The 21,696-nt window shown below is 69.5% G+C and carries 20 protein-coding genes; 13 read left to right on the top strand and 7 right to left on the bottom strand.

Features of this window, described 5'->3' with window-relative positions:
• Positions 1 to 248: 248 nt before the first annotated feature.
• Both IFT89_RS08740 and IFT89_RS20760 read right to left on the bottom strand, forming a co-directional pair.
• Positions 249 to 1,682, bottom strand: a complete 1,434-nt coding sequence (locus tag IFT89_RS08740) for a sensor histidine kinase (protein WP_202938753.1) — start codon at positions 1,680 to 1,682, stop codon at positions 249 to 251.
• Positions 1,683 to 1,686: 4 nt separating this feature from the next.
• Entirely contained in the window at positions 1,687 to 2,391 is a 705-nt protein-coding gene (locus tag IFT89_RS20760) for a response regulator transcription factor (protein WP_079706411.1), read from the bottom strand.
• Between the two features lie 197 nt (positions 2,392 to 2,588).
• Between IFT89_RS20760 and IFT89_RS08730 the strand changes: the two genes are divergently transcribed.
• The 4 genes from IFT89_RS08730 (at position 2,589) to rhaS (ending at position 7,416) form a co-directional block, all read left to right on the top strand.
• Positions 2,589 to 4,142 carry a sugar ABC transporter ATP-binding protein gene (locus tag IFT89_RS08730; protein ID WP_079706410.1) on the top strand — a complete coding sequence of 518 codons (1,554 nt, stop codon included), beginning with the start codon at positions 2,589 to 2,591 and terminating at the stop codon, positions 4,140 to 4,142.
• Positions 4,139 to 5,191 carry an ABC transporter permease gene (locus IFT89_RS08725; RefSeq protein ID WP_191942005.1) on the top strand — a complete coding sequence of 351 codons (1,053 nt, stop codon included), beginning with the start codon at positions 4,139 to 4,141 and terminating at the stop codon, positions 5,189 to 5,191. Before IFT89_RS08730 ends, IFT89_RS08725 begins: the two co-directional genes overlap by 4 nt.
• Positions 5,184 to 6,284, top strand: a complete 1,101-nt coding sequence (locus tag IFT89_RS08720; RefSeq protein WP_079706408.1) for an ABC transporter permease — start codon at positions 5,184 to 5,186, stop codon at positions 6,282 to 6,284. The genes IFT89_RS08725 and IFT89_RS08720 overlap by 8 nt, the downstream gene beginning before the upstream one ends.
• Positions 6,285 to 6,354: 70 nt before the next feature.
• A complete protein-coding gene (rhaS, locus tag IFT89_RS08715) occupies positions 6,355 to 7,416 on the top strand; it encodes a rhamnose ABC transporter substrate-binding protein (RefSeq protein ID WP_085514253.1) in 1,062 nt (353 codons plus the stop codon).
• A gap of 90 nt (positions 7,417 to 7,506) precedes the next feature.
• On the opposite strand, the gene IFT89_RS08710 is transcribed toward rhaS, so the two are convergent.
• Positions 7,507 to 7,935: a PLD nuclease N-terminal domain-containing protein gene (locus tag IFT89_RS08710; RefSeq protein WP_202938752.1), complete on the bottom strand. Its 429-nt coding sequence runs from the start codon at positions 7,933 to 7,935 to the stop codon at positions 7,507 to 7,509.
• A 48-nt stretch (positions 7,936 to 7,983) separates the two neighbouring features.
• On the opposite strand from IFT89_RS08710, the gene IFT89_RS08705 reads away from it, so the two are divergent.
• From IFT89_RS08705 to IFT89_RS08695, 3 genes are all read left to right on the top strand, one after another.
• Positions 7,984 to 8,913, top strand: coding sequence for an aldo/keto reductase (locus tag IFT89_RS08705; RefSeq protein ID WP_202938751.1), 930 nt, complete (start codon positions 7,984 to 7,986; stop codon positions 8,911 to 8,913).
• Between the two features lie 129 nt (positions 8,914 to 9,042).
• Positions 9,043 to 10,077: a LacI family DNA-binding transcriptional regulator gene (locus tag IFT89_RS08700; protein ID WP_192006331.1), complete on the top strand. Its 1,035-nt coding sequence runs from the start codon at positions 9,043 to 9,045 to the stop codon at positions 10,075 to 10,077.
• A gap of 101 nt (positions 10,078 to 10,178) precedes the next feature.
• Positions 10,179 to 11,621 (top strand): L-fucose/L-arabinose isomerase family protein, encoded by a 1,443-nt coding sequence (locus IFT89_RS08695; RefSeq protein WP_202938750.1) that lies wholly within the window; start codon positions 10,179 to 10,181, stop codon positions 11,619 to 11,621.
• Positions 11,622 to 11,874: 253 nt separating this feature from the next.
• Here the strand turns inward: IFT89_RS08695 and IFT89_RS08690 are convergent, their stop codons facing one another.
• Positions 11,875 to 12,483, bottom strand: a complete 609-nt coding sequence (locus tag IFT89_RS08690) for a DNA alkylation repair protein (RefSeq protein WP_202938749.1) — start codon at positions 12,481 to 12,483, stop codon at positions 11,875 to 11,877.
• A 39-nt stretch (positions 12,484 to 12,522) separates the two neighbouring features.
• Here IFT89_RS08690 and IFT89_RS08685 point away from each other — a divergent pair, with 39 nt between their 5' ends.
• Entirely contained in the window at positions 12,523 to 13,392 is an 870-nt protein-coding gene (locus IFT89_RS08685; RefSeq protein ID WP_191942011.1) for an NAD-dependent epimerase/dehydratase family protein, read from the top strand.
• A gap of 18 nt (positions 13,393 to 13,410) precedes the next feature.
• On the opposite strand, the gene IFT89_RS08680 is transcribed toward IFT89_RS08685, so the two are convergent.
• Positions 13,411 to 14,703 carry an MFS transporter gene (locus IFT89_RS08680; RefSeq protein WP_124767620.1) on the bottom strand — a complete coding sequence of 431 codons (1,293 nt, stop codon included), beginning with the start codon at positions 14,701 to 14,703 and terminating at the stop codon, positions 13,411 to 13,413.
• A gap of 217 nt (positions 14,704 to 14,920) precedes the next feature.
• Here IFT89_RS08680 and IFT89_RS08675 point away from each other — a divergent pair, with 217 nt between their 5' ends.
• Both IFT89_RS08675 and rhaI read left to right on the top strand, forming a co-directional pair.
• Positions 14,921 to 15,280, top strand: a complete 360-nt coding sequence (locus tag IFT89_RS08675; protein WP_202938748.1) for an L-rhamnose mutarotase — start codon at positions 14,921 to 14,923, stop codon at positions 15,278 to 15,280.
• Between the two features lie 82 nt (positions 15,281 to 15,362).
• On the top strand, positions 15,363 to 16,529 hold the full coding sequence (rhaI, locus tag IFT89_RS08670; protein ID WP_202938747.1) for an L-rhamnose isomerase: 1,167 nt from the start codon (positions 15,363 to 15,365) through the stop codon (positions 16,527 to 16,529).
• A 154-nt stretch (positions 16,530 to 16,683) separates the two neighbouring features.
• On the opposite strand, the gene IFT89_RS08665 is transcribed toward rhaI, so the two are convergent.
• The gene (locus tag IFT89_RS08665) at positions 16,684 to 17,517 is read right to left on the bottom strand and encodes an alpha/beta fold hydrolase (protein WP_064294873.1); all 834 of its coding nucleotides are present in this window, start codon (positions 17,515 to 17,517) and stop codon (positions 16,684 to 16,686) included.
• Between the two features lie 148 nt (positions 17,518 to 17,665).
• Here IFT89_RS08665 and IFT89_RS08660 point away from each other — a divergent pair, with 148 nt between their 5' ends.
• Together IFT89_RS08660 and IFT89_RS08655 are read left to right on the top strand one after the other, a co-directional pair.
• Positions 17,666 to 18,256, top strand: a complete 591-nt coding sequence (locus IFT89_RS08660) for a TetR/AcrR family transcriptional regulator (RefSeq protein WP_194645683.1) — start codon at positions 17,666 to 17,668, stop codon at positions 18,254 to 18,256.
• Between the two features lie 153 nt (positions 18,257 to 18,409).
• Complete coding sequence (locus tag IFT89_RS08655; RefSeq protein WP_202938746.1) at positions 18,410 to 19,735, top strand: MFS transporter; 1,326 nt, start codon at positions 18,410 to 18,412, stop codon at positions 19,733 to 19,735.
• 75 nt (positions 19,736 to 19,810) lie between these two features.
• Here IFT89_RS08655 and IFT89_RS08650 read toward each other — a convergent pair whose 3' ends face one another.
• Positions 19,811 to 20,602, bottom strand: a complete 792-nt coding sequence (locus IFT89_RS08650) for an SDR family NAD(P)-dependent oxidoreductase (RefSeq protein WP_202938745.1) — start codon at positions 20,600 to 20,602, stop codon at positions 19,811 to 19,813.
• A 209-nt stretch (positions 20,603 to 20,811) separates the two neighbouring features.
• Between IFT89_RS08650 and IFT89_RS08645 the strand changes: the two genes are divergently transcribed.
• Positions 20,812 to 21,570, top strand: a complete 759-nt coding sequence (locus IFT89_RS08645; RefSeq protein ID WP_202938744.1) for a DeoR/GlpR family DNA-binding transcription regulator — start codon at positions 20,812 to 20,814, stop codon at positions 21,568 to 21,570.
• Positions 21,571 to 21,696 lie beyond the last annotated feature (126 nt).

Here is a 21,696-nt window from a genome sequence, read left to right as displayed (position 1 = left end):
GACGCCGGACGGGCTGGCTCATTGTTGCACGCAGCGCCTTCGCGCGCCCGTGCAGCCCGCTGTCACCCGCCCGCCGCCGTCCCCAACTCAGGAGTTCCCGGGCGCGGCGCCCCCGCCCGACCCCGACACACCGGGCGACTCCTGAGAACGGGCCATCCACCCGCCGCCGTCCCCAACTCAGGAGTTCCCCGGCGCGGCGCCCCGCCCGCCCCCGACACACCGGGCGACTCCTGAGAACGGGGCGACGATCAGGCGGGATCGACCGGCAGAGCCGACGCGGCGGGCAGGGTGACGACGACCTCGAGACCGTGGCCGGGTCGGTTGTGCAGCACGATCGCCCCACCCGCGTTCCGAGCGATGGCGGCGACGATCGCGAGCCCGAGCCCGGAACCGTGCCCGGAGGACCGCGTCGCGTCCGACCGGCTGAACCGCTCGAGCGCCCGCGGTTCGAAGGCCGGGTCGAGTCCTCCCGCGTTGTCCGACACCCGGAGCGTGAGCTGACCGCCGTCGTCGTCGAGCATGACCGACACCCGGCGCGGAGCGCCCCCGCGCTCGGTGAAGGCCTGCAGCGCGTTCCCCGCGAGGTTGTCGACGACCCGACCGACATCGTCGGCGCGCACGGCGTACACCGCCGCACCCTCCCCCGGCCCGCTCTCAGCGATCGCGCTCACGTACTCGACCTCGATCCCGGCCAGCGCGTCGTCCGAGGCGACCCGGAACCGCGCGCGCTCGACCGCCTCAAGCACGTCGGCCTCCAACCTGGCCGCGCTCGTCCGCTCCTCCGGCGTCGCCGCCTCGATGCGGGACAGCTCGAGCAGCGAGGTGACGAGCGCCGACAGCCGCGTCGCACTGCGCTCCGCCCCCTCGATGTCGGCGAGCAGTTGCTCACGCGACGAGTCCTCGAGGCGCGCGAGTTCGAGCTGGGTGCGGAGGATCGCGAGCGGCGTGCGGAGCTCGTGACTCGCGTCGGACACGAGTTGCCGTTCGCGGTCCGCCGAGGCCCGCAGCCGCTCGATCAGGTCGTTGAGGGTGATCGCGAGCTGCGCGATCTCGTCGTCCGCGCGGCCGACCGGCAGCACCTCGTCCGTCGACCGTTCGCTGAGGCTCTGCGCGCTCACCCGGAGCCGCGTGACGGGCCGGAGCGACACCGTCGTCAGGATCCACCCGCCGGCCGCGACACCGAGGACGAGGAGCGCGAAGGACCCGACGAGCAGGAGGCGCATCTGGACGAGGACGGTCGTCTCCTCGGCCTCGTCGCGTCCGGCGATGACGTACCAGGTGTCGCCACCGACGGTCACGGGCTGTGACAACAGGATGTAGGTGGCTGAACCGGCGTCGACGGTGGTGACCTCCCGCGTCGCGGCGAGCGCCGGAAGTTGCGCGGCGAGCGTCGTCGGCAGGCTGAAGACCGGGATGGAGCCGTCGGGGGCGATGACCGCGATGCGGGTGCCGAGGCCGGGTCCCTGGAGCGGTTCGTCGGGTCTCGCCTGCAGCGCGAACACGTATTGCGCGCCGTCACTGCGGAGCGCCTGGACGGTGCCGTCGCGGACGATGCGCTCCAGCTGGGCGTTGATCGCGAGCCCGGCGAAGAGCGACACGACGACGGCGATGAGCAGACTGCCCCCGGCGATCCGCGTGCGGATGCCGTGGTGCCGCGTCGACCGGCGACGGTCCGACGACACGCCCTCAGCTCCCTGCAGCGACGAGTGAGAACCCCACGCCGCGGCTCGTCACGATGCGGACGCCCGCCTCCGCCAGGTCGAGTTTGCGACGGAGGCGGCTGATGTACTGGTCGACGACGTTCGGGTCGATGTTGTCGAAGGTCTCCCAGACCTCCCGCAGCATGGCCGCCCGCGAGACGACGACGCCCGGATCGGTCGCGAGCACCCGGAGGACGTCGAACTCGGTCCCGCTCAGCGGCACGTCGTGGTCACCGACGCGCGCGCGGTGCCGGTGCAGGTCGAGCGTCAACCCACCGACGTCCAAGCGGGGCTGCACGGTGAGCGCGTCCCGCCGCCGGACCGCGCGGATCCGGGCGGCGAGCTCGGCGAAGGCGAACGGCTTGATCATGTAATCGTCGGCTCCGGCGTCGAGCCCACGGACCCGGTCGTCCACGGCGTCGCGCGCCGTGAGCAGGATCACCGCGAGCGTCGGGTCGAGGCCTTTGAGCTCGCGGCAGACGGCGAATCCGGAGAGCCCGGGGAGCATGACGTCGACCACCGCGACCTGGAAGCCCGCGTCGCCACCGGACACCGGCGCGATCGCCTGCCGCGCGAGGTCCAGCGCAGTCGGGCCGTCGAACGCCGTCGTCACGTCGTGGCCGTCCGACCCGAGACCGCGGGACAGGAGGCCAGCCATCTCGCGTTCGTCATCGACGACGAGGATCCGCACGGTCGTCCTCCTTCGCCATCGAGCATCCACAGCCTAGGCGAGCCGACCGGGGCGCCGTTTCTGAAGGTCCTGTCAGGAACGACCGCTTCGCCTTGCCGCCCGCGATCCGACGGCCATACAGTGCAGGTGCTCCCGACCCTGAATCGATTCACATCCCGCCGGGAGCGAGCCCCTCACCGTGGAGGAACGGACCCTCAATGACGATCGACCATCCAGCGCAACCGGCGCGCACCGAACCTGCCGGGCGCAGCGCCCAGCCGGCGCTCTCCCTCATCGGAGCCGCCAAGACCTTCGGCCCCGTCGTCGCCCTGGCCGACGGCACCATCCAGATCGAGGCCGGCGAGATCCACGCGCTCGTCGGCGAGAACGGCGCCGGGAAGTCCACGCTCGTGAAGATCCTCGCCGGGCTCTACACCCCAGATGCCGGCGACTTCACCCTCGCCGGGAAGCCCGTCGCCTTCCGCGGCGTCGCCGACAGCAAGGCCGCGGGCATCTCCGTGATCTACCAGGAGCCGACCCTGTTCCCCGACCTCACCGTCGCCGAGAACATCTTCATCGGCCGCCAGCCGAAGAACGGCCTCGGACTCATCAGCACTGGCGCCATGCGGAAGGCCGCCCGCGCCCTGTTCGACCGCCTCGGCGTCCAGATCGACCCCGACCGCGTCGCCGAGGGCCTGTCGATCGCCGACCAGCAGATCATCGAGATCGCGAAGGCCATCTCGCTCGACGCCAAGGTCCTCATCATGGACGAACCGACCGCCGCGCTCTCCGGCGTCGAGGTCGACCGCCTCTTCCAGGTCGCCCGCTCCCTGCGCGACGCGGGCGCCGGCATCATGTTCATCTCCCACCGCTTCGAGGAGGTCTTCGCGCTGTGCGACCGCATCACGGTCATGCGCGACGGCCGCTACATCGCCACGCACGTCACGAACGAGACCTCCGTCGACGCGATCGTCCGGCAGATGGTCGGTCGCGACATCGCCGCCCTCTTCCCCAAGCAGGACGCGGAGATCGGCGACGCGGTCCTCACCGTCGACGGGCTGTCGCGCGCCGGCGTCTTCTCCGACATCTCGTTCACGGTGCGCTCGGGTGAGATCGTCGCCCTCGCGGGACTCGTCGGCGCCGGGCGCACCGAGGTCGCCCGTGCCGTCTTCGGCATCGACCCCTACGACACCGGACGCGTCACGCTCGACGGCAAGCCGGTGAAGGCCGGCGACCCGCAGGCCGCGATCGACGCCGGCATGGGTTTCGTCCCGGAGGACCGTCGCAAGCAGGGGCTCGTGATGGACCTGTCGGTCGCCCGCAACGCGACCCTCACCCTCCGCCACCGGCTCGCGCGGTTCGGGATCATCTCCGGCCGCCGCGAACGCGAGGCGGCCGAGGAGTGGTCGGCCCGCCTCCAGGTGAAGACCGGCTCGCAGGAGTACGCGGTCTCCACCCTCTCCGGCGGCAACCAGCAGAAGGTCGTCCTCGCGAAGTGGCTCGCCACCGAGCCGACCTTCCTCATCGTCGACGAGCCCACCCGCGGCATCGACGTCGGCACGAAGAGCGAGGTGCACCGCCTCATCTCCGAACTCGCCGGCCGCGGCATCGCGATCCTCATGATCTCCTCCGAACTGCCCGAGGTCCTCGGCATGGCCGACCGCGTCCTCGTCATGCACGAGGGCCGGATCACCGCCGAGCTCACCCGCGAAGAAGCGACCCCGGAGACCGTGATGCACGCGGCCACCGGTTCCCTGGAAGGCGCACGATGACCGACACCACCACCAAGCCGGGAGGCGGCCGCCCCGTCACCGTCGCGACCGAGCGCACGACGAACCCGATCGCGTCGATCGTGCGACTCCGGGAGCTCCCGGTCACCGTCGCCCTCGTCGTGCTCGTGCTCGTGACCTACCTCGCGAACCCGCTGTTCCTGTCGGCACAGGGGGTGAAGGACCTCCTCCTCAACGCGACGATCATGATCATCCTCGCCGTCGGTCAGGCGCTCGTCATCATCACCCGCAACGTCGACCTGTCCGTCGGCTCGATCCTGGGGCTCGTGGCCTTCGCGACCGGCACGATGTTCGCGACGATGCCCCAACTGCCGATCATCGCGGTGTTCGCCATCGCCATGCTGCTCGGAGCGGTGCTCGGCGCGATCAACGGTGCGCTCGTCACGATCGCGAAGGTCCCCGCCCTCGTCATCACCCTGGGCACGCTCTACATCTACCGAGGCCTGAACAACGCGTGGGCCGGTGGCACGCAGTACTTCGCGGACGACCGACCCGACGCGTTCGGGAACCTGTCCGTCGACACCGTCCTCGGCTTCCCGGTCATCACCCTCATAGCGATCCTCGTCGTGGTCGTCGTCGCCGTCTACATGGCCGGCGCCCGATCCGGCCGCGACCTCTACGCGATCGGGTCGGACCCCGACGCCGCGAAGCTGTTCGGCATCCCGGTCGGCCGCCGCGTCTTCCTCGCCTTCCTGGCGAACGGCCTGCTCGCCGGACTCGCCGGCGTGCTCTACGCCTCGCGCTTCAACTCGGTCGGCGCGACCACCGGGTCCGGTATGGAGCTCGACGTCGTCGCGGCGGCCGTGGTCGGCGGTGTCGCGATCTTCGGCGGCAGCGGCTCGGTCGCCGGGGCCGCGATCGGCGCGATCCTCCTCACCACCATCACGAGCGCCCTCACCGCCCTGCGCGTCGACAAGTTCTGGCAACAGGCGATCGTGGGCATCCTCATCCTGGCCGCGATCATCATCGACCGCGTCGCCAGCCTCCGTACGGCCAAGAAACTGCGAATGAGCGAGGCACGCGATGTCTGATCTGAAGACCCCGGCAGCCCCGAAGGCTCCGTTCACCAAGGGCTCCGGCCCGCTCGGCACCGACACCACCGGCGTGCTCGTGGCCGAACCGAAGGGCCGCACCGGTGCCTCGCGCATCCTCCTCGGTCGCGACGCGATCATGATCTACGCGCTGCTCGTCGTCGTCATCGGCGCCTGCCTGCTCATCCCGCGGTTCGCCTCCCCCGTCACCGTGGGCTTCCTCCTCCTCGACGTCATCCCGATCCTCCTCATCGCGATGCCGATGACGCTCGTCATCATCACGGGCGAGATCGACCTGTCCGTCGCAAGCACCGCGGGCCTCACGAGCGCCGTCATCGGTGTGCTGTGGGCCGGCGGCGGGATGGACATCGGGGTCGTCCTCCTCATCGGGCTGCTCGTCGGAGTCGTCGCCGGCGCGTTCAACGGCTTCCTCATCGCGGTGGTCGGACTCCCGTCGCTCGCGGTGACGATCGGCACGCTCGCGCTGTTCCGCGGCCTCGCGCTCGTCGTCATCGGCGACAACGCGGTCGCCAACTTCCCGCCCGAGCTCACCGCGTTCTTCACGTCGAAGATCGGCTCGACCGGCATCCCCGTGGTCATGGTCGGGGTCCTCGTCGTCGTGCTCGCCTTCGGGGTCGTCCTGCACCTGACCCCCTTCGGCCGCGGGCTGTACGCGCTCGGGTACAGCACGGAGGCCGCGAGCTTCGTCGGCATCAAGGTCGCCCGCTCGAAGTTCTGGCTCTACGTCGCGACCGGCGGTGTCTCCGCCCTCGCGGGGGTGTTCTGGACGCTCCGCTACTCGAGCGCCCGCAGCGACAACGCCTCCGGGCTCGAACTCGCCGTCATCGCGGCCGTGCTCCTCGGCGGCGTCTCGATCTTCGGCGGCAAGGGGTCCATCCCGGGTGTCGTCGCGGGTGTGCTGCTCATCGGCACCATCAACTACGCGCTCCGACTCGGCCGCGTCTCCGACGTCGTCCTCATCATCGTGACCGGGACCCTGCTGATCGCCTCGGTGGTCGGCCCCAGTATCTTCGAATCCGTCAAGCAGTGGAACCACCACCGACGGATCCGACGCAGCCTGCCCCAGCACTGATCTCCCGATCGGCGCAGCCCTCGGGGCACCCCACGCCACAGCACCAGGCGTATCCAGAAAGGAACAGACAATGCAGTCGATTCGAAACCGCGCAGCAGGCCGTTCGGCCCGTCGCGCAGCGGCCCTCATCGCCGCAGCAGCCTCCCTCGCCCTCATCGCGACGGGGTGCGCCACCGGCGACTCCGCCGGATCAGGTGGTGGCGGCGGTGCCGCGGAGAGCATCACCTTCATCCCCAAGCAGCTCAACAACCCGTACACGGACGTCGTGCTCGGCGGCGGCAAGGACGGCGCGAAGGCGGCCGGCTTCAGCGCCACCGAGGTCGTCGGCCCGCTCGAGGCGAGCGCGTCCAGCCAGGTGTCGTTCATCAACGCCGAGACCCAGGCCGGCACGAACGTCATCGTCATCGCGGCGAACGACCCCGACGCCGTCTGCCCCGCCCTCAAGGAGGCCCGTGACGGCGGCGCGAAGATCGTCGCGTTCGACTCCGACACCAGCAAGGACTGCCGCGACGTCTTCATCTCCCAGGTCGTCGCCAAGGACGTCGCCCTGATCCAGACGAAGCTCATCTCGGAGCAGATCGGCGGCTCGGGCGAGATCGCGATCCTCTCGGCCACGGCCAACGCGACGAACCAGAACGAGTGGATCAAGTACATGGAGGAGGAGCTCGCCTCCAACCCGGACTACAAGGACATCAAGCTCGTCGCCAAGGTCTACGGTGACGACGACGACACGAAGTCGTTCCAGGAGGCCCAGGGTCTGCTCCAGGCGCACCCGAACCTCAAGGGCATCATCTCGCCCACGACGGTCGGCATCGCCGCGACCGCCCGCTACCTCTCCACCTCGGAGTACAAGGGCAAGGTCGCACTGACCGGCCTCGGCCTCCCGAACGAGATGCGTCCGTTCGTGAAGGACGGCACCGTCACCGCGTTCGCGCTGTGGGACCCGGCTCAGCTCGGCTACGTCGCAGCGTTCGCCGGCAAGGCACTGGCGGAGGGCACGATCACCGGCAAGGAGGGCGACACCTTCGAGGCCGGCGACCTCGGTGAGCGCGAGGTCGGCGCCGACGGCACCGTCATCGTCGGCCCGCCGACCACCTTCGACGCGTCGAACATCGACAAGTACGACTTCTAGGAGTCACCCAGTCACACCCGACTGCCCTGTCTCAGGAACTCCTCGGCGTGCCGCGACCATACCCGGTCGACGCGCCGACGGACTCCTGAGTCAGGGCAGTTTGTCGTCGGCGTCGGGATCGTTGCGCTTCATCTCCAGCTCGAGCTTGCGGATACGCTCGGCGTCCTCGGCGGCCTGGATCTCGCGCTCGAGGGCGGCGAGCTGCTCCTCCGTGCTGCTGACGGCGCGGTCGGGCTGCGACGGCGAGGGCGTCGCGGTCGACGAGGACCCTCGACCCGAACCCCACGAGCCGGACGTCCGCGACTGCTTCCGGCCCCGGCGTTCGGGGAGCTTGATCCGGCTCGTCGACCAGTCCTTGCCGAGCAGGAACCACAGGGCGACGCCGATGAGCGGGATGAAGACGATGAGCAGCACCCACACGATCTTGGGCAGGTTACGCACGACGGGCTCGGGCTGCCCCACCACGTCGATGAGCGCGATGATCGTGAGGACGATGAGCAGCAACGACAACACGAACATGTCGTCAATCCTAGGCAGACCACCGGTGGGTTCGGCCAGGATGGTCGGATGAAGACCATCCCCCTGCCCCAGACCGACCTGACCGCGTCCAGCATCGTCCTCGGCCTCATGCGGATCGAGGCCCTCGACGACGAGGCCATCCGCACCCTGTTCCACACCGCACGAGACGCCGGCGTCACCGTGTTCGACCACGCCGACATCTACGGCTCGGAGCGTCACGGGTGCGAGCGTCGCTTCGGCGACGCCGTCACTCTCACCGCCGCCGAGCGCGAGCAGGTGCTCATCCAGTCGAAGGTCGGCATCCGCAAGGGCTTCTTCGACTTCTCGGAAGAGCACATCCTCCGCACCGTCGACGAGTCCCTCGCCGCCCTGAAGACGGACTACCTCGACCTCCTGCTCCTGCACCGCCCCGACAGCCTCGTCGAGCCGGAGGAGGTCGCGTCGGCGTTCGACACCCTGCAGGCCGCAGGCAAGGTCCGGAACTTCGGCGTCTCGAACCACACGCCGGCGCAGGTCGAGCTGCTGAAGGGCTCCGTCGAGCAGCCGCTCATCGTCAACCAGGTGCAGCTGAGCATCACCCACGCCCCGATCATCGCGTCGGGCGTCGCCGCGAACATGGCCGGCCTCGACCAGTCGATCGACCGCGACAACGGGATGCTCGACTACAGCCGCCTGACCGGCATGACCCTGCAGGCGTGGTCGCCGTTCCAGGCCGGCTTCTTCACGGGCGTCTTCATCGGTGACCGCGAGCACTACGCGGAGCTGAACGACGTGCTCGACGAGCTCGCTGCCGCACACGGCGTGACGCCGGCCGGGATCGCGACCGCGTGGATCACCCGGCACCCCGCGAACATCCAGGTCGTGCTCGGCACCACCAAGCCGTCGCGCGTCCAGGAAGCGGCCGCAGGTTCCGACGTGACGCTGTCGCGCGAGGAGTGGTACCGCCTCTTCACCGCCGCGGGCCACACCCTCCCGTAGCGGTCGCCTCCGGACCGTTCTCAGGACTTCCGCGGCGTGTCGGGTGGAGATCGCCCCACCACACCGAAGGAGTCCTGAGAACGGGACGAAGGTCGCGCCGGTACGCTCGGATAGGAAGCGGAGGGCAGCATGGCGAAGCACGACATCGGGTTCGCCGCCGTCGCCAGACTCGCCGGCGTCTCGAACGCGACCGTCTCCAACACGCTCAACCGCCCCGAGATCGTCGCCCCCGCCACGCGCGAGCGCGTGCTCGCCGCGATCGAGGAACTTGACTTCGTCCCCAACCGTGCCGCCGCCACCCTGCGACAGGGCACGAACCGGCTCATCGGCCTCGTCATCCCCGACATCGCGAACCCGTTCTACTCGGCGATCGCCCGCGGGGTCACCGAGGCCGCGGCCGAGCACGGCTACACGGTCGCGCTCTGCGTGAGCCACGACGACCCGGACCTCGAACTCCGGCACTTCGAGATGCTCGCCGAGCACCGGGCTGCCGGCGCACTCGTCGCTCCGTTGACGGCCGACGCCTCCCGACTGGCCCAGCTGCGACGGGTCGGCAGCCGCCTCGTGCTGATGGACCGCACCGCCCCCGAGGGCACCGGCTGCTCCGTCGCGATCGACGACGTGCACGGCGGGGAGCTGGCGGTCGCCCACCTGCTCGCCAGTCCCGACCCGGCGTCCGATAGGTCGATCGTGCTCGTGAACGGCGACCTGGCGATCCCGCAGTGCGCCGATCGACGCGAGGGTGCCCGGAACGCGTTCATCGCGGCCGGTCGCGACCCCGACGACCTCCGCGAGGTCACCGTGGACGAGATGACCGTCGACGCGGGGCGCATCGCAGGTCGTCGGATCGCGGCGGCGACACCGCGTCCGACCGGCGTGTTCTGCACGAACGACCAACTCGCGCTCGGCGTCATCAGGGGGTTGGACGACGGCGGCCTCACGGTGCCCGACGAGGTGTCGGTGGTCGGCTACGGCGATCTCGCGCTCGCGGCCGACGGGCGGGTGCCGCTCACCACGGTCGAGCAGCCGAAGGACGAACTCGGGCGCGTGGCCGTCGAGATCCTCCTGGCCGAGCTGGGCGCCGACCGCGCGGCACACGAGCACGTCACGCGGACGCTCGAGCCGCATCTCGTCGTCCGCGAGTCCGCTCCCCTGCCTGCCTGAGCAGCGCCGAGGCTGGACGCGGCGGTGACGCCCGGGTACAGTCGTCACCAGTATTTAATCGATTAAATACTCCCGGACCCGCACCCACCCAAGGATCGACGATGACCCACACCGCAGCAGCCGTCCACCCGCTCCTCACCCCGAAGGCACGGCGGAAGCCCCGCATCGGCCTCATCGCCGGCGGCCTCGGCACCTACTGGCCGCAGTTCCCGGAGCTACTCCCCCAGCTCCAGGAATCGGCCCGGTACGTCTCGGAACGCTTCCAGCAGATGGACGCCGAGGTCGTCGACGTCGGCTTCATCTCGGACGCGCAGGAGGGCGACGCCGCGGCGGAACAACTCCGACAGGGCGACTGCGACCTCATCGTCCTGTTCCTCACCACCTACCTCACCTCCTCGATGGTCCTGCCGATCGCCCAGCGCGCGAACACCCCGGTCCTCGTCATCGACCTGCAGCCCACCGAGCGGATGGACCACGCGAGCTTCGACACCGGCGCGTGGCTCGCCTACTGCGGGCAGTGCCCGGTACCCGAGGTCGGCAACGTCTTCCGTCGCGCGGGCATCCCGTTCCGCTCGGTGTCGGGGTGGCTGCGTCAGGAGTCGGCGTGGGACCGCATCTCGCAGTGGATCCGGGCGGCGCACGTCCGCGCAGCCCTCCGCCACGCCCGCCACGGCCTCATGGGCCACGTCTACCCCGGCATGCTCGACGTCTCCACCGACCTCACCCTCCTGCCGACCACCTTCGGTTCACACGTCGAGGTCGTGGAGTTCGACGACCTCCGCGTCCTCGTCGACGAGGTGACCGACGCCGAGGTCGCCGACCGCATGGCCCTCGCCCGGGAGATCTTCACCCTCGACGACACGGTGGTCGAGGACGACTTCGCGTGGGGAGCGAAGGTGTCGGTCGGGCTCGACCGGCTCGTCGACGAGTTCGCGCTCGACAGCCTCGCCTACTACCACCGCGGTCGCGACGGCGAACAGCACGAGCGGCTCGGTGCCGGGATGATCCTCGGCGCGTCCCTCCTCACTGCTCGCGGCATCCCCACGACCGGCGAGTACGAGCTACGGACGACGGTCGCTCAGCTCGCGACCCAGGTCGTCGGCGCCGGTGGGTCGTTCTGCGAGATCCAGGCGCTGGACTTCGAGGACGAGGTCGTCGAGATGGGACACGACGGACCGGCCCACCTCGCCGTCAGCTCTCGCGACCCGCTGCTGCGCGGCCTCGGGGTCTACCACGGCAAGCGCGGCTGGGGTGTGAGCGTCGAGTTCGACGTGCGGCACGGGCCGGTCACGCTGCTGGGGTTGGGGCAGGACCGCGACGGCTCGCTCGCCTTCGTCGCCTCGGAGGGCGAGGTCGTCCCCGGCCCGTTGCTCGCGATCGGCAACACGACGAGCCGCGTCGACTTCGGGCGCGACCCGGGTGTCTGGGTGGACGAGTGGAGCGCGACCGGTATCGGGCACCACTGGTCGCTGTCGCTCGGACACCGGGCGGCGGACTACCGGGCTGCGGCGAGCCTCCTGGGGATCGACTTCCGCCAGGTGTGAGGCGCCGTCGGTCCCTGAGCCGACCCGGTCCCTGAGCCCGTCCCGGTCCCCGAGCCGAATCCGGTCCCCGAGCCGAATCCGGTCCCTGAGCCTGTCGAAGGGCAGCCCCGCCGCGGGCGCCCTCAGAACAAGAAACCCCTCGGGGGCACTTCGACAAGCTCAGTGACCGGACGAACCTGGCGCCCGGAACACACCGGCCCCTGAGCCGGTCCCGGTCCCTGAGCCTGTCGAAGGGCACTCGCGACAGGACGGGTCAGAGCACGGCGCGAAGACGCTCCACCGCGGGCTCGACCACGGCGATCGGCGCCGGCCGCTGCAACCCGTCCAGGGCGACCGCGAGCCGACGGGTGGCGCGATCGACGTCCCCACCGCCCGCACCCAGCTCACGGATCGGGGCAAGCAGTGCCGCCCGCCGCAACCAGGGCTCGTCCTGCATCCAGCGGTCGAGGACGGTCTCGGCCTTGGTCCGGGCCGTCCCGTCGAGGCGTTCCAGGAGCGGTCCGATGACGTCGGTGGCCAGCGGGTCGGCGAGCTCGGGCACCCGACCGGCGCGGACGAAGCCCTCGATCCGTGTCAGATCGGTGTGCCTGAGCACCGGGACGCTCGACTGCAGGAGGACGATCGCGGCGAGCCGACGCTCGAAGACCGGCACGGCCCACAGCTCCGAGGCGAGGGCTGCCAGCTCGTCGTGCTCGAGTCCGCGGAACTTCCGGAGGGCGTCGCGCACCGTGCCGCGCACGGCACCGACCGAGGAGCCGTAGGACCGGAGTCCGTCGCCGAGCCGCTCGGCGACGTCCGCTGCGCGGTAGCCGTCGCCCTCGTATTGGAGCGCCGCGTCGATGAACTCCCCCGCAGCACTCATCCCACCATTCTCACCCCTGGCGCCGGGTACGGTGGAGCGATGACCGTCGTGATCGTGGGACTCGGACAGCTCGGCTCGGACGTCGCCGGGAGGCTCCTGGCCCGTGGTGAGGACGTCGTCGGCGTGAAGCGCACGGCGCCCGAGACGAACCCGGCCCCCGAGCCGAACCCGGCGCCCGAGTCGGTCGAGGGGCGCTTCACCCTCCAGCTCCGCGACCTCACGACCTCCGCCCCCGATCTCCCTGCGGACACGACGGCGATCGTGGTGGCCCTTGCGCCGCGGGCACGCTCGGTCGAAGCCTATGACGCCCTCTACCGCGACGGTGTCGGGCACCTCCTCGCTGCCGTAGCCGCACTCCCCGGCACCCCACCCCGCATCCTGTTCGTCTCGTCGACCGCGGTGTGGGGCGAGGATGGCGGGGAGACGATCGACGACACCACGCCGGCCGTCCCGACCACCGGCACCGCGCGCGCCCTGCTCGCGGCTGAGGAGGCCGTCCTCGGCGCGGTGCCCGAGGCGAGCGCCATCCGCTTCGGCGGCCTCTACGGTCCGACGGCCACGATGTTCGTCGACCAGGTCCGCGACGGCCGTGTCACCCGGCCCTCCGGCTGGACCAATCGCATCCACCGTGACGACGCCGCTGCCGTGATCGTGCACCTGCTCGACCTGCCGGCGGCATCGCTCCCGCCGGTCGTGGCGGGCATCGACGAGGAGCCGGTCCTGCTGTCGACGGTCGCCGACTTCCTCGCCGACCGACTCGGCGTCGCTCCCCCGACGCTCGACGACGCCGGTCGCACCCCGGAAGAACCGCACCGCGGCAAGCGCATCACGGCGGCCGCCCTCCGCGACACCGGGTTCACCTACCGCTATCCCACCTACCGCGAGGGCTACTCGGCGCAGCTCCCCTGATCGGACGATCGCAGCGGGTCACGGCTGCTTCGTCACCTCGGCCATCGCCCGTCGACCGGACGGCACGAGCACGGCGACGGCGAGCACCACGAAGGTGAGCACGCCGGCGACGACGAGGAGCAGTTCGACGGAGACGACGTCGGCGAGCGGTCCGAACACGATCATCCCGAGCGGCATCGACACCGCCATGACGATGCCGACGAACCCGAACACGCGACCCTGCCGCTCCGGTTGGACGCGCTCCTGCAGCAGGGTCATCGACGTCGTCGAGAAGAACGGCACCGCGATCCCGAGCAGGAACATGAAGCCGAAGAAGACCCAGAGGTTGGTCGAGAGCCCGAGCCCGATGGACAGCGCCCCGAAGACCACCGAGGATCCGACGATGAGGAGCACGCGGTTCTTGGTGCCGCCCCAGATCGCGATGATCGCTCCGCCGCCGACCATGCCGACGCTGAAGGCGAGTTCGTTCACGGTGAGCATCCATACCTCGTCGCCGAAGGTGCGGGCGATCATGAGCGGCGTGAGGTAGGACGGTGCAACGACCAGCAGGAACACGATCGCGAAGAGGATGAGCAGCCAGCGCACGAAGCCGTGGTGCCAGACGTATCGCACGCCCTCGGTGAGGTCGGCGAAGTAGCCGGGGCGCTCGCCCGATCGCACGAGCGTCCGCACCGGTACGAGCAGCAGCAGCCCGATCCCGATCGCGGCCGTGACGACGTCGACGAAGAAGATCGCGACGAGCGACGCACTCGCGTACAGCGCGCCGGCCGCAGCCGGGGCGACGAGCATCATGGCCGACTGGATGGATCCGTTGATGCCGTTGACCCGCATGAGCTTGTCGGTCGGCGTGATCTGCGGGATGAGCGCGGAGACCGCCGGCATCTGGATGCCCGCGCCGACCGAGCGGATCGCGAGCGTGAGGAAGATGAGCCAGAGGTCGGCGGCGCCGTTGATGAGGAAGATCGCGAGCGCGAGGGTCGTGATGGCGATCGAGCCGTCGGCCGCGATGATGAGCAGTTTGCGGTTCATGCGGTCGGCCCACACACCGCCGAAGATCGACACGATCGCCTGCGGCAGGAACCCCGCGACGGCGGCGAACGCGAGCACGACACCGGACTTCGTCTCGAGCGTGAGGTGCCACATGATCGCGTACTGCACGAGCATCGAGCCGAACAGCGAGACCGTCTGGCCGGACAGGAACACCGCGACGTCGCGACGCCAGCGCGGGCTCTCCGAGGCGACGGTCGTCTCCTCCGAGCCGTCGGAACCGTCGATCGTGGGTGCATCGGGTGGCGCGTCATCGGCAGCCATGCGATCCACGCTAGGGACTTCGCTCCGAGGTGTCCAGGGGTGATCGGCGCGAACGACGGGCGCGCCCTGACCGTCGAACGGTCGATGCACCCTGTCCAGACCTTCAGACATCCGGGCAGTCGGTCCGTTGACCCGCGGCCGATCGCCCGGATACGCTGCTTGCGATCCTCTGAATCGATTCAGAGGATCCGTGAACCGAACCGAAAGGTGCGCCTCGATGACGAGTGCCCGACCCCTGCACCGCGTGTGCTTCCAGCTCCAGGTCAAACCCGAGCGCCTCGCGGAGTACCGCGAACGCCATGCCGCCGTCTGGCCGGACATGCTGCAGGCCCTCGCCGACACCGGCTGGCACAACTACTCGCTCTTCGTCCGCGACGACGGCCTCCTCATCGGGTACTTCGAGACGGCGTCTCTCGAGGCCGCCCAGGCCGGCATGGCCGAGACCGGGGTCAACGCGCGCTGGCAGGCGGAGATGGGCGAGTTCTTCGTCGACCTCGACCTCCCGCCGGACCAGGGCTTCCTCCAGCTCACCGAGGTGTTCCACCTCGAGGACCAGCTCGCCGCCCTGCACGAGTAGCGTCATTGAAACGATTCACGTATGCTGCAACCAGCGCCGTGAACGCGCCCCAGACCACCGGAACACGCACAGAGAAGTGACCATGACCAGTTTCGACACCATCACCCCGCTGCTCGAGAAGCAGGCCATCGAACTCCCCTCCTGGGCGTTCGGCAACTCCGGCACCCGCTTCAAGGTGTTCACGACGCCCGGCACCCCGCGCACGCCGGAGGAGAAGATCGCCGACGCCGCCAAGGTGCACGAGTTCACTGCCCTCGCGCCGAAGGTCGCACTCCACATCCCGTGGGACCTCGTGGACGACTTCAGCGCGCTCCGTCGCTACGCCGAGGACCACGGCGTCGCGCTCGGCACCATCAACTCGAACACCTTCCAGGACGAGGACTACAAGTTCGGCAGCCTGACCCACAGCAACCCGGCGATCCGTCAGAAGGCGATCGACCACCACTTCGCCTGCATCGACGTCATGCACGCGACCGGCTCGCAGGACCTCAAGATCTGGCTCGCCGACGGCAGCAACTACCCGGGCCAGCAGGACATCCGCGGCCGGCAGGACCGCCTGGCCGACTCGCTCCAGCAGATCTACGCCCGCCTCGGCGAGGAGCAGCGACTCGTGCTCGAGTACAAGTTCTTCGAGCCGGCTTTCTACCACACCGACGTCCCCGACTGGGGAACGTCCTACGCCCAGGTGGCCCAGCTCGGCGACCAGGCCCTCGTCTGCCTCGACACCGGCCACCACGCGCCGGGCACCAACATCGAGTTCATCGTCGCCCAGCTCCTGCGCCTCGGGAAGCTCGGCTCGTTCGACTTCAACTCGCGCTTCTACGCCGACGACGACCTCATCGTGGGTGCAGCCGACCCGTTCCAGCTGTTCCGGATCCTCTACGAGGTCGTCCGCGGCGGCGGGCTCGACGACGACTCGCCGGTCGCGTTCATGCTCGACCAGTGCCACAACGTGGAGGACAAGATCCCCGGGCAGATCCGCTCGGTGCTGAACGTGCAGGAGATGACCGCGCGCGCACTGCTCGTCGACCGCGACGCACTGACCGCGGCACAGGAGGCCGGCGATGTCCTCGGCGCGAACGGCATCCTCATGGACGCGTTCTACACCGACGTCCGCGGGCCACTCGCCGCTTGGCGCGAGAGCCGCGGCCTGCCCGCCGACCCGTTCGGCGCCTACCTGGCCTCGGGCTACCAGCAGCAGATCGCCGAGGAGCGCGTCGGCGGGACCCAGGCGAGCTGGGGCGCGTAGGCGGGAAGGCCGAGCCCTTCGACAGGCTCAGGGACCGGGTATCAGTCACTGAGCCAGCCCCGGTCACTGAGCTTGTCGAAGTGCACACGAGCAAACCCGCCCTTCGACAGGCTCAGGGACCGGATATCGGTCACTGAGCCCGTCGAAGTGCCGACTACTTCGCGAGGAAGGCGAGCAGCTGCTCGTTGACCTCGCGGTAGTGGGTCCAGAGCATGCCGTGCGGCGCGCCCTCGATTTCGACGTACTCGGCGGAGGGCAGCGCCTTCGCGAACACGCGACCGGTGGAGTCGATCGGCAGGACGCGGTCGCCGGTGCCGTGCACGATGAGCGACGGGACGTCGATCTTCGCGACGTCGGCCCGGAAGTCGGTCAGCCAGGTCGGCTGCGCAGCGACCGAGGCGTACGGCGACGCGTTGTAGGCGAGCTGCGTGTTGGCCCGCAGCGCCTCCTCGCTCAGGCGCGAGCCGAGGTTCTCGTCCGTGTTGAAGAAGTTCTCGAAGAAGCTCGTGAAGAACGCGTAGCGGTCGTCGGTGACGGCGGCGAGGAGCCCATCGAACACGTCCTGCGGGACACCCGTCGGGTTGTCGTCGGTCTGCAGCAGGTAAGGCTCGAGCGAGCCGAGGAAGACGGCCTTCGCGACGCGCTCCGAGCCGTAGGTGCCGAGGTAGCGGCCGACCTCGCCGGTGCCCATCGAGAAGCCGACGAGGACCGCGTCGTGGAGGTCGAGCCCGTCGACGACGGCCTTGAGGTCGGCGGCGAAGGTGTCGTAGTCGTAGCCCTCGGTGGGCTTGGAGGACTTGCCGAAGCCGCGGCGGTCGTAGGTGATGACGCGGTAGCCGGCGTCGAGGAGCGCCGCGGTCTGCTTCTCCCACGACGAGCCGTCGAGGGGGTAGCCGTGGATGAGGACGACGGGCTGGCCGCTGCCGTGATCCTCGACGTAGAGCTCCACGGAGGTGCTGTTCTCGGTTCCGACGGTGATGAACGACATGGTTCGATTCCTTTCGTCTTCGGCGTCCGGACTCGTCGCCCGGTTCCACGCCCCGATTTGAGAACGATCGTTCTCTTCGGTGTCCATCAGCATAGGGAACGATCGTTCTCAATGCAAGTACACTGAGGGAATGACCAGCGAACAGACGATGACGATCGCGTCGCCGAGCCCGGCGGCCGCACCCGCGACACCGGCCTCCGTGCGCGACATCATCGTCGACTCCGCCGACCGCCTGTACTACGCGAAGGGCATCCAGTCCGTCGGCATGGACGAACTGCGCTCGGCGGCCGGCGTGTCGCTGAAGCGCCTGTACTCGGAGTTCCCGAGCAAGGAGGACATCGTCCTCGCGGTCATGGAGCGTCGACACGAGCTCTGGACCACCGGCGTCAGCGCGCTCGTGGACGACGCCGAGACGCCCCGCGACCGACTCCTCGCGATCTACGACTACCTGGCCGGCTGGTTCAGTGACGACTCGTTCCGCGGCTGCGGCTTCATCAACGCCTTCGGGGAACTCGGGGGCGTCTCGCCGGCGGTCGCCACTATCACCCGCGAACACAAGGCGTCCTTCCAGGACTACGTCGCCGACCTCGTCGCCGACGCCGGCGCTCCGGCATCGCTCGCCCCCCAGCTCGCGATCCTCGCCGAGGGCGCCCAGACCACCGCCGCCATCACGGGCTCTCCCGAAGCGGCGCTGCACGCTCGTCGCGCCGCCGAGACGCTCATCGACGCCGCCTCCTAGGGATTCGTTCGCCCACAAATGGGCGAGCGGGACCTCTCTCGCCCGGAAATGGGCGAGCGGACGTGGTCAGGCCACACTCTGATATATTTTCTGCTCAGAACTCCCCTGGGTTCCACGCGTCGTCGACGCGTCCCACCTCAATGGAGAGAGAGCATGTCCTCACCAATCGGAACACCTGCAGCGAGCATCGGATCCCCCGGCACCCGACCACCGAAGGCCTTCCTCGGCCTCTCCGGTCCACTGCTCTGGGGATACGTCGCGATCGCCTTCTTCATGACCGGCGACGGGCTCGAGCAGGCGTTCCTCTCGGACTTCCTCGTGACGAGCGAGGGCTTCAGCACCGACCAGGTGGGCTCGCTCTTCACCGTCTACGGCCTGATCGTCGCGATCGGGGCGTTCGCCTCCGGTGTGCTGGCCGAGTACTTCGGACCGCGGCGCATCATGATCGCCGCCGCCGCCGGGTGGATCGTCTTCCACGCCGGCTTCGTGTACTTCGGCATCATGCAGCACGACTTCGCGATGATGATGGTGATGTACGCCATCCGTGCCGTCGCCTACCCGCTGTTCGTCTTCGGGTTCGTCGTGTGGATCTCCTACGCCGCCCCGCAGGACAAGCTCTCGTCCGCGATGGGCTGGTTCTGGTGCTCGTACTCGGTCGGCGTCGGCGTGTTCGGGTCGTATCTGCCGAGCTTCACCATCCCGGCGTTCGGAGCCGTCGAGACGATGTGGGGCGCGATCGCCTTCATCGCGGTGGGCGGCGTGCTCGCGGGCGTCCTCGTGCGCGGCAAGGGACCGGAGACCTCCGAGCCCCGCACCCTCCGGGGCCTCGGCGAGACCCTCGCGACCACGATCGCCCTGCCGTTCCGGAACGTCCAGCTCGCCTACGGCATGCTCCAGCGCGTCATCAACCAGATCTCGCTCTACGGGTTCATCGTCATGCTGCCGATCGTCTTCGTCCGCGACATCGGCTTCGAGCAGGGCACCTGGCTGCAGCTGTGGGGCCTCGTGTACATCGTGACGGTGTTCACGAACCTCCTCTGGGGCATCGTCGGCGACCGCATCGGCTGGATCCGGACCGTGCGCTGGTTCGGGAGCCTCGGCATGTTCGCGTCCACGCTCCTGCTCTACTTCATCCCGCTCGTCGTCGGGCCCAACCCCTGGCTCACGGGGATCGCCGTCGTCATGTTCGGGTTCGCGGTCGCGGCCTATGTCCCACTGTCGGCGCTCATGCCTGCGCTCGAGCCGAACCACCGCGGCGGCGCGGTCGCGCTCCTCAACCTCTCCGCCGGACTCTCCCAGTTCGTCGGGTCGCTGCTCGTCACCCTGCTCTGGACGTCCTTCGGCACGACGACGACCGTCATCGCGCTCGCCTGCACCTACCTCGTCGGGTTCGCGGTGACGTTCCTGATGCGGGTCGACCAGGACGCCCTGGCGAAGGCGGAGACGACTCGGAGTATCCCGACGGTGCCCCAGCACTGAGCCAGGACGGCCCAGCATGACAGCGGCCCGGCGCGCATCCACCGATGCGCTCCGGGCCGTCGTCGTCATCGCCCGTCAGATGAGCGTGTACCCGCCGTCGATCCGGAAGCTCTGCCCGACGACGTAGGAGGAGCGCTCACCGGCGAGGTAGACGACGAGGTCGCCGAGCTCGTCCGGCTCACCCATCCGGCCGGCCGGGATCCGCGACACCCAGTCCTCGGCCATGTCCGGATTGGCGGCGACGAAGTCACGCGTCATGTCGCTCGCGAAGTAGCCCGGCGCGATGGCGTTGACTCGGATCCCCAGCGGCAGCCACTCGATCGCGAGACTGCTCGTGAGCATGGAGACGGCGGCCTTCGAGGCGTTGTATGCGGCCTGCGTCTGCGGCACGTTCACCGCGAATGCGGACATCGAGGACACGTTCACGATGCTCGCGAGGTGGCCGGCGTCGCGACGATCGGCGACGAAACGTCTCGCGAACTGCCGGGAGACGAGGAAGGTCCCGGTGACGTTCACCCGGAAGAGTCGCTCCCAATCGGCCACCTCGGTGTCGATCGCGCGGGCGCCGTGCGTCATCCCGGCGCTGTTGACGAGGATGTCGGGCGTCCCGAGGGCATCCGCGACGTGGTCGAGCGCGGCGTTCACCGACCCCTCGTCGGTGACGTCGACCGGGAGCCCGATCACCGCGGGCGAGACCTGTGCATCGAGGACCGACGCGGCGTCGGCCACCGTCTCCAAGCGGTCGAGGAGGGCGACCTGGGCGCCGGCTTCGGCGAGCACCGTGGCCATCGCAAGCCCGAGCCCGCGGGCGCCTCCGGTGATGATCGCCGTGCGACCGGCGAGGACTGGTTCATGTGTGGTTTCCATGGCGTCATTCTAGAAGTTCCAGATGCTCATATATCTCTGCTCATCCGTAACTCAGGACGCTCGCGGCGCGCCGGGCACGCCACGCCGTGTCATGTCGGCGACGCGCCGGGGTGCTCCTGAATTGGGAACCGTTTAGCACCCTCCCCGCTGTGACATCCTGTTGAGACGGACACGAACGGACACGTCCGACACCGATGGACAGGGGCGACATGGCCACGACCGGCACGCTCGGCGCAGAGGAACGACGGACCCGACTGACCGCGATCCTCGAACGCGACGGCACCATCCGCCTCGACGACGCGGCTACAGAGCTCGACGTGTCCTCGATGACCGTGCGACGCGACCTCGCCGACCTGGAGCAGCTCGGCCTGGTGCGGCGTGTCCGGGGCGGCGCCATCCCCACCCTGCGTCCGAAGACCTTCACCGAACGGTCTGCGACGGGCGTCCGCGAGAAGGGTGCCATCGTCGAGAAGCTCCGGTCACTCATCCCGACGGACGGCGCGATCGCGATCGACGCCTCCAGCACGGCCGGTGGCATCAGTCGACTGCTCGGCGAGTCGACGCTCACGGTCGCGACCAACTCCTACCCGAACTTCCTCCTCGCCGGCGCGAACCGTGAGGTCACCGCGATCCTCGTCGGCGGCCAGGCCGAGTCGCGCACCGACAGCTTCATCGGCCCCATCGCCTGCCAGGCGGCGTCGTCGGTGCTCTACCGGCGCTTCTTCCTGTCGGCCGCCGCCATCGACCCGACCGTCGGCAGCTCGGAGGTCACCCTCGAAGAAGCGCAGGTCAAGCAGGCGTTCGCCCGCGCCTCGGACGAGACGATCCTCGTCGCCGCGTCCTCGAAGCTGGGGCAGCGCGCGATGGCGGTCGGCTTCGCCCTGGCAGACATCGACCTCCTCGTCACGGAACTCGACCCCGCCGACCCCGCGCTCGACGCCTACCGGGACACCGTCGAACTCCTCTGAGCACCCGGCCCCGCACGTCCCGTTCTCAGGAATCACCGCGCGCGTCGCTCCGCGACGACCGCAACGCGCCGAGGTTCTCCTGAGATCGGGACATCGCCATTGCGAGATCTGTGACTTCTTGTCATA

It is taken from the genome of Plantibacter sp. CFBP 13570, assembly GCF_014841395.1.
Taxonomy (GTDB): Bacteria; Actinomycetota; Actinomycetes; order Actinomycetales; family Microbacteriaceae; genus Plantibacter; species Plantibacter auratus.
This window is presented reverse-complemented; position numbering and strand designations above follow the sequence as displayed.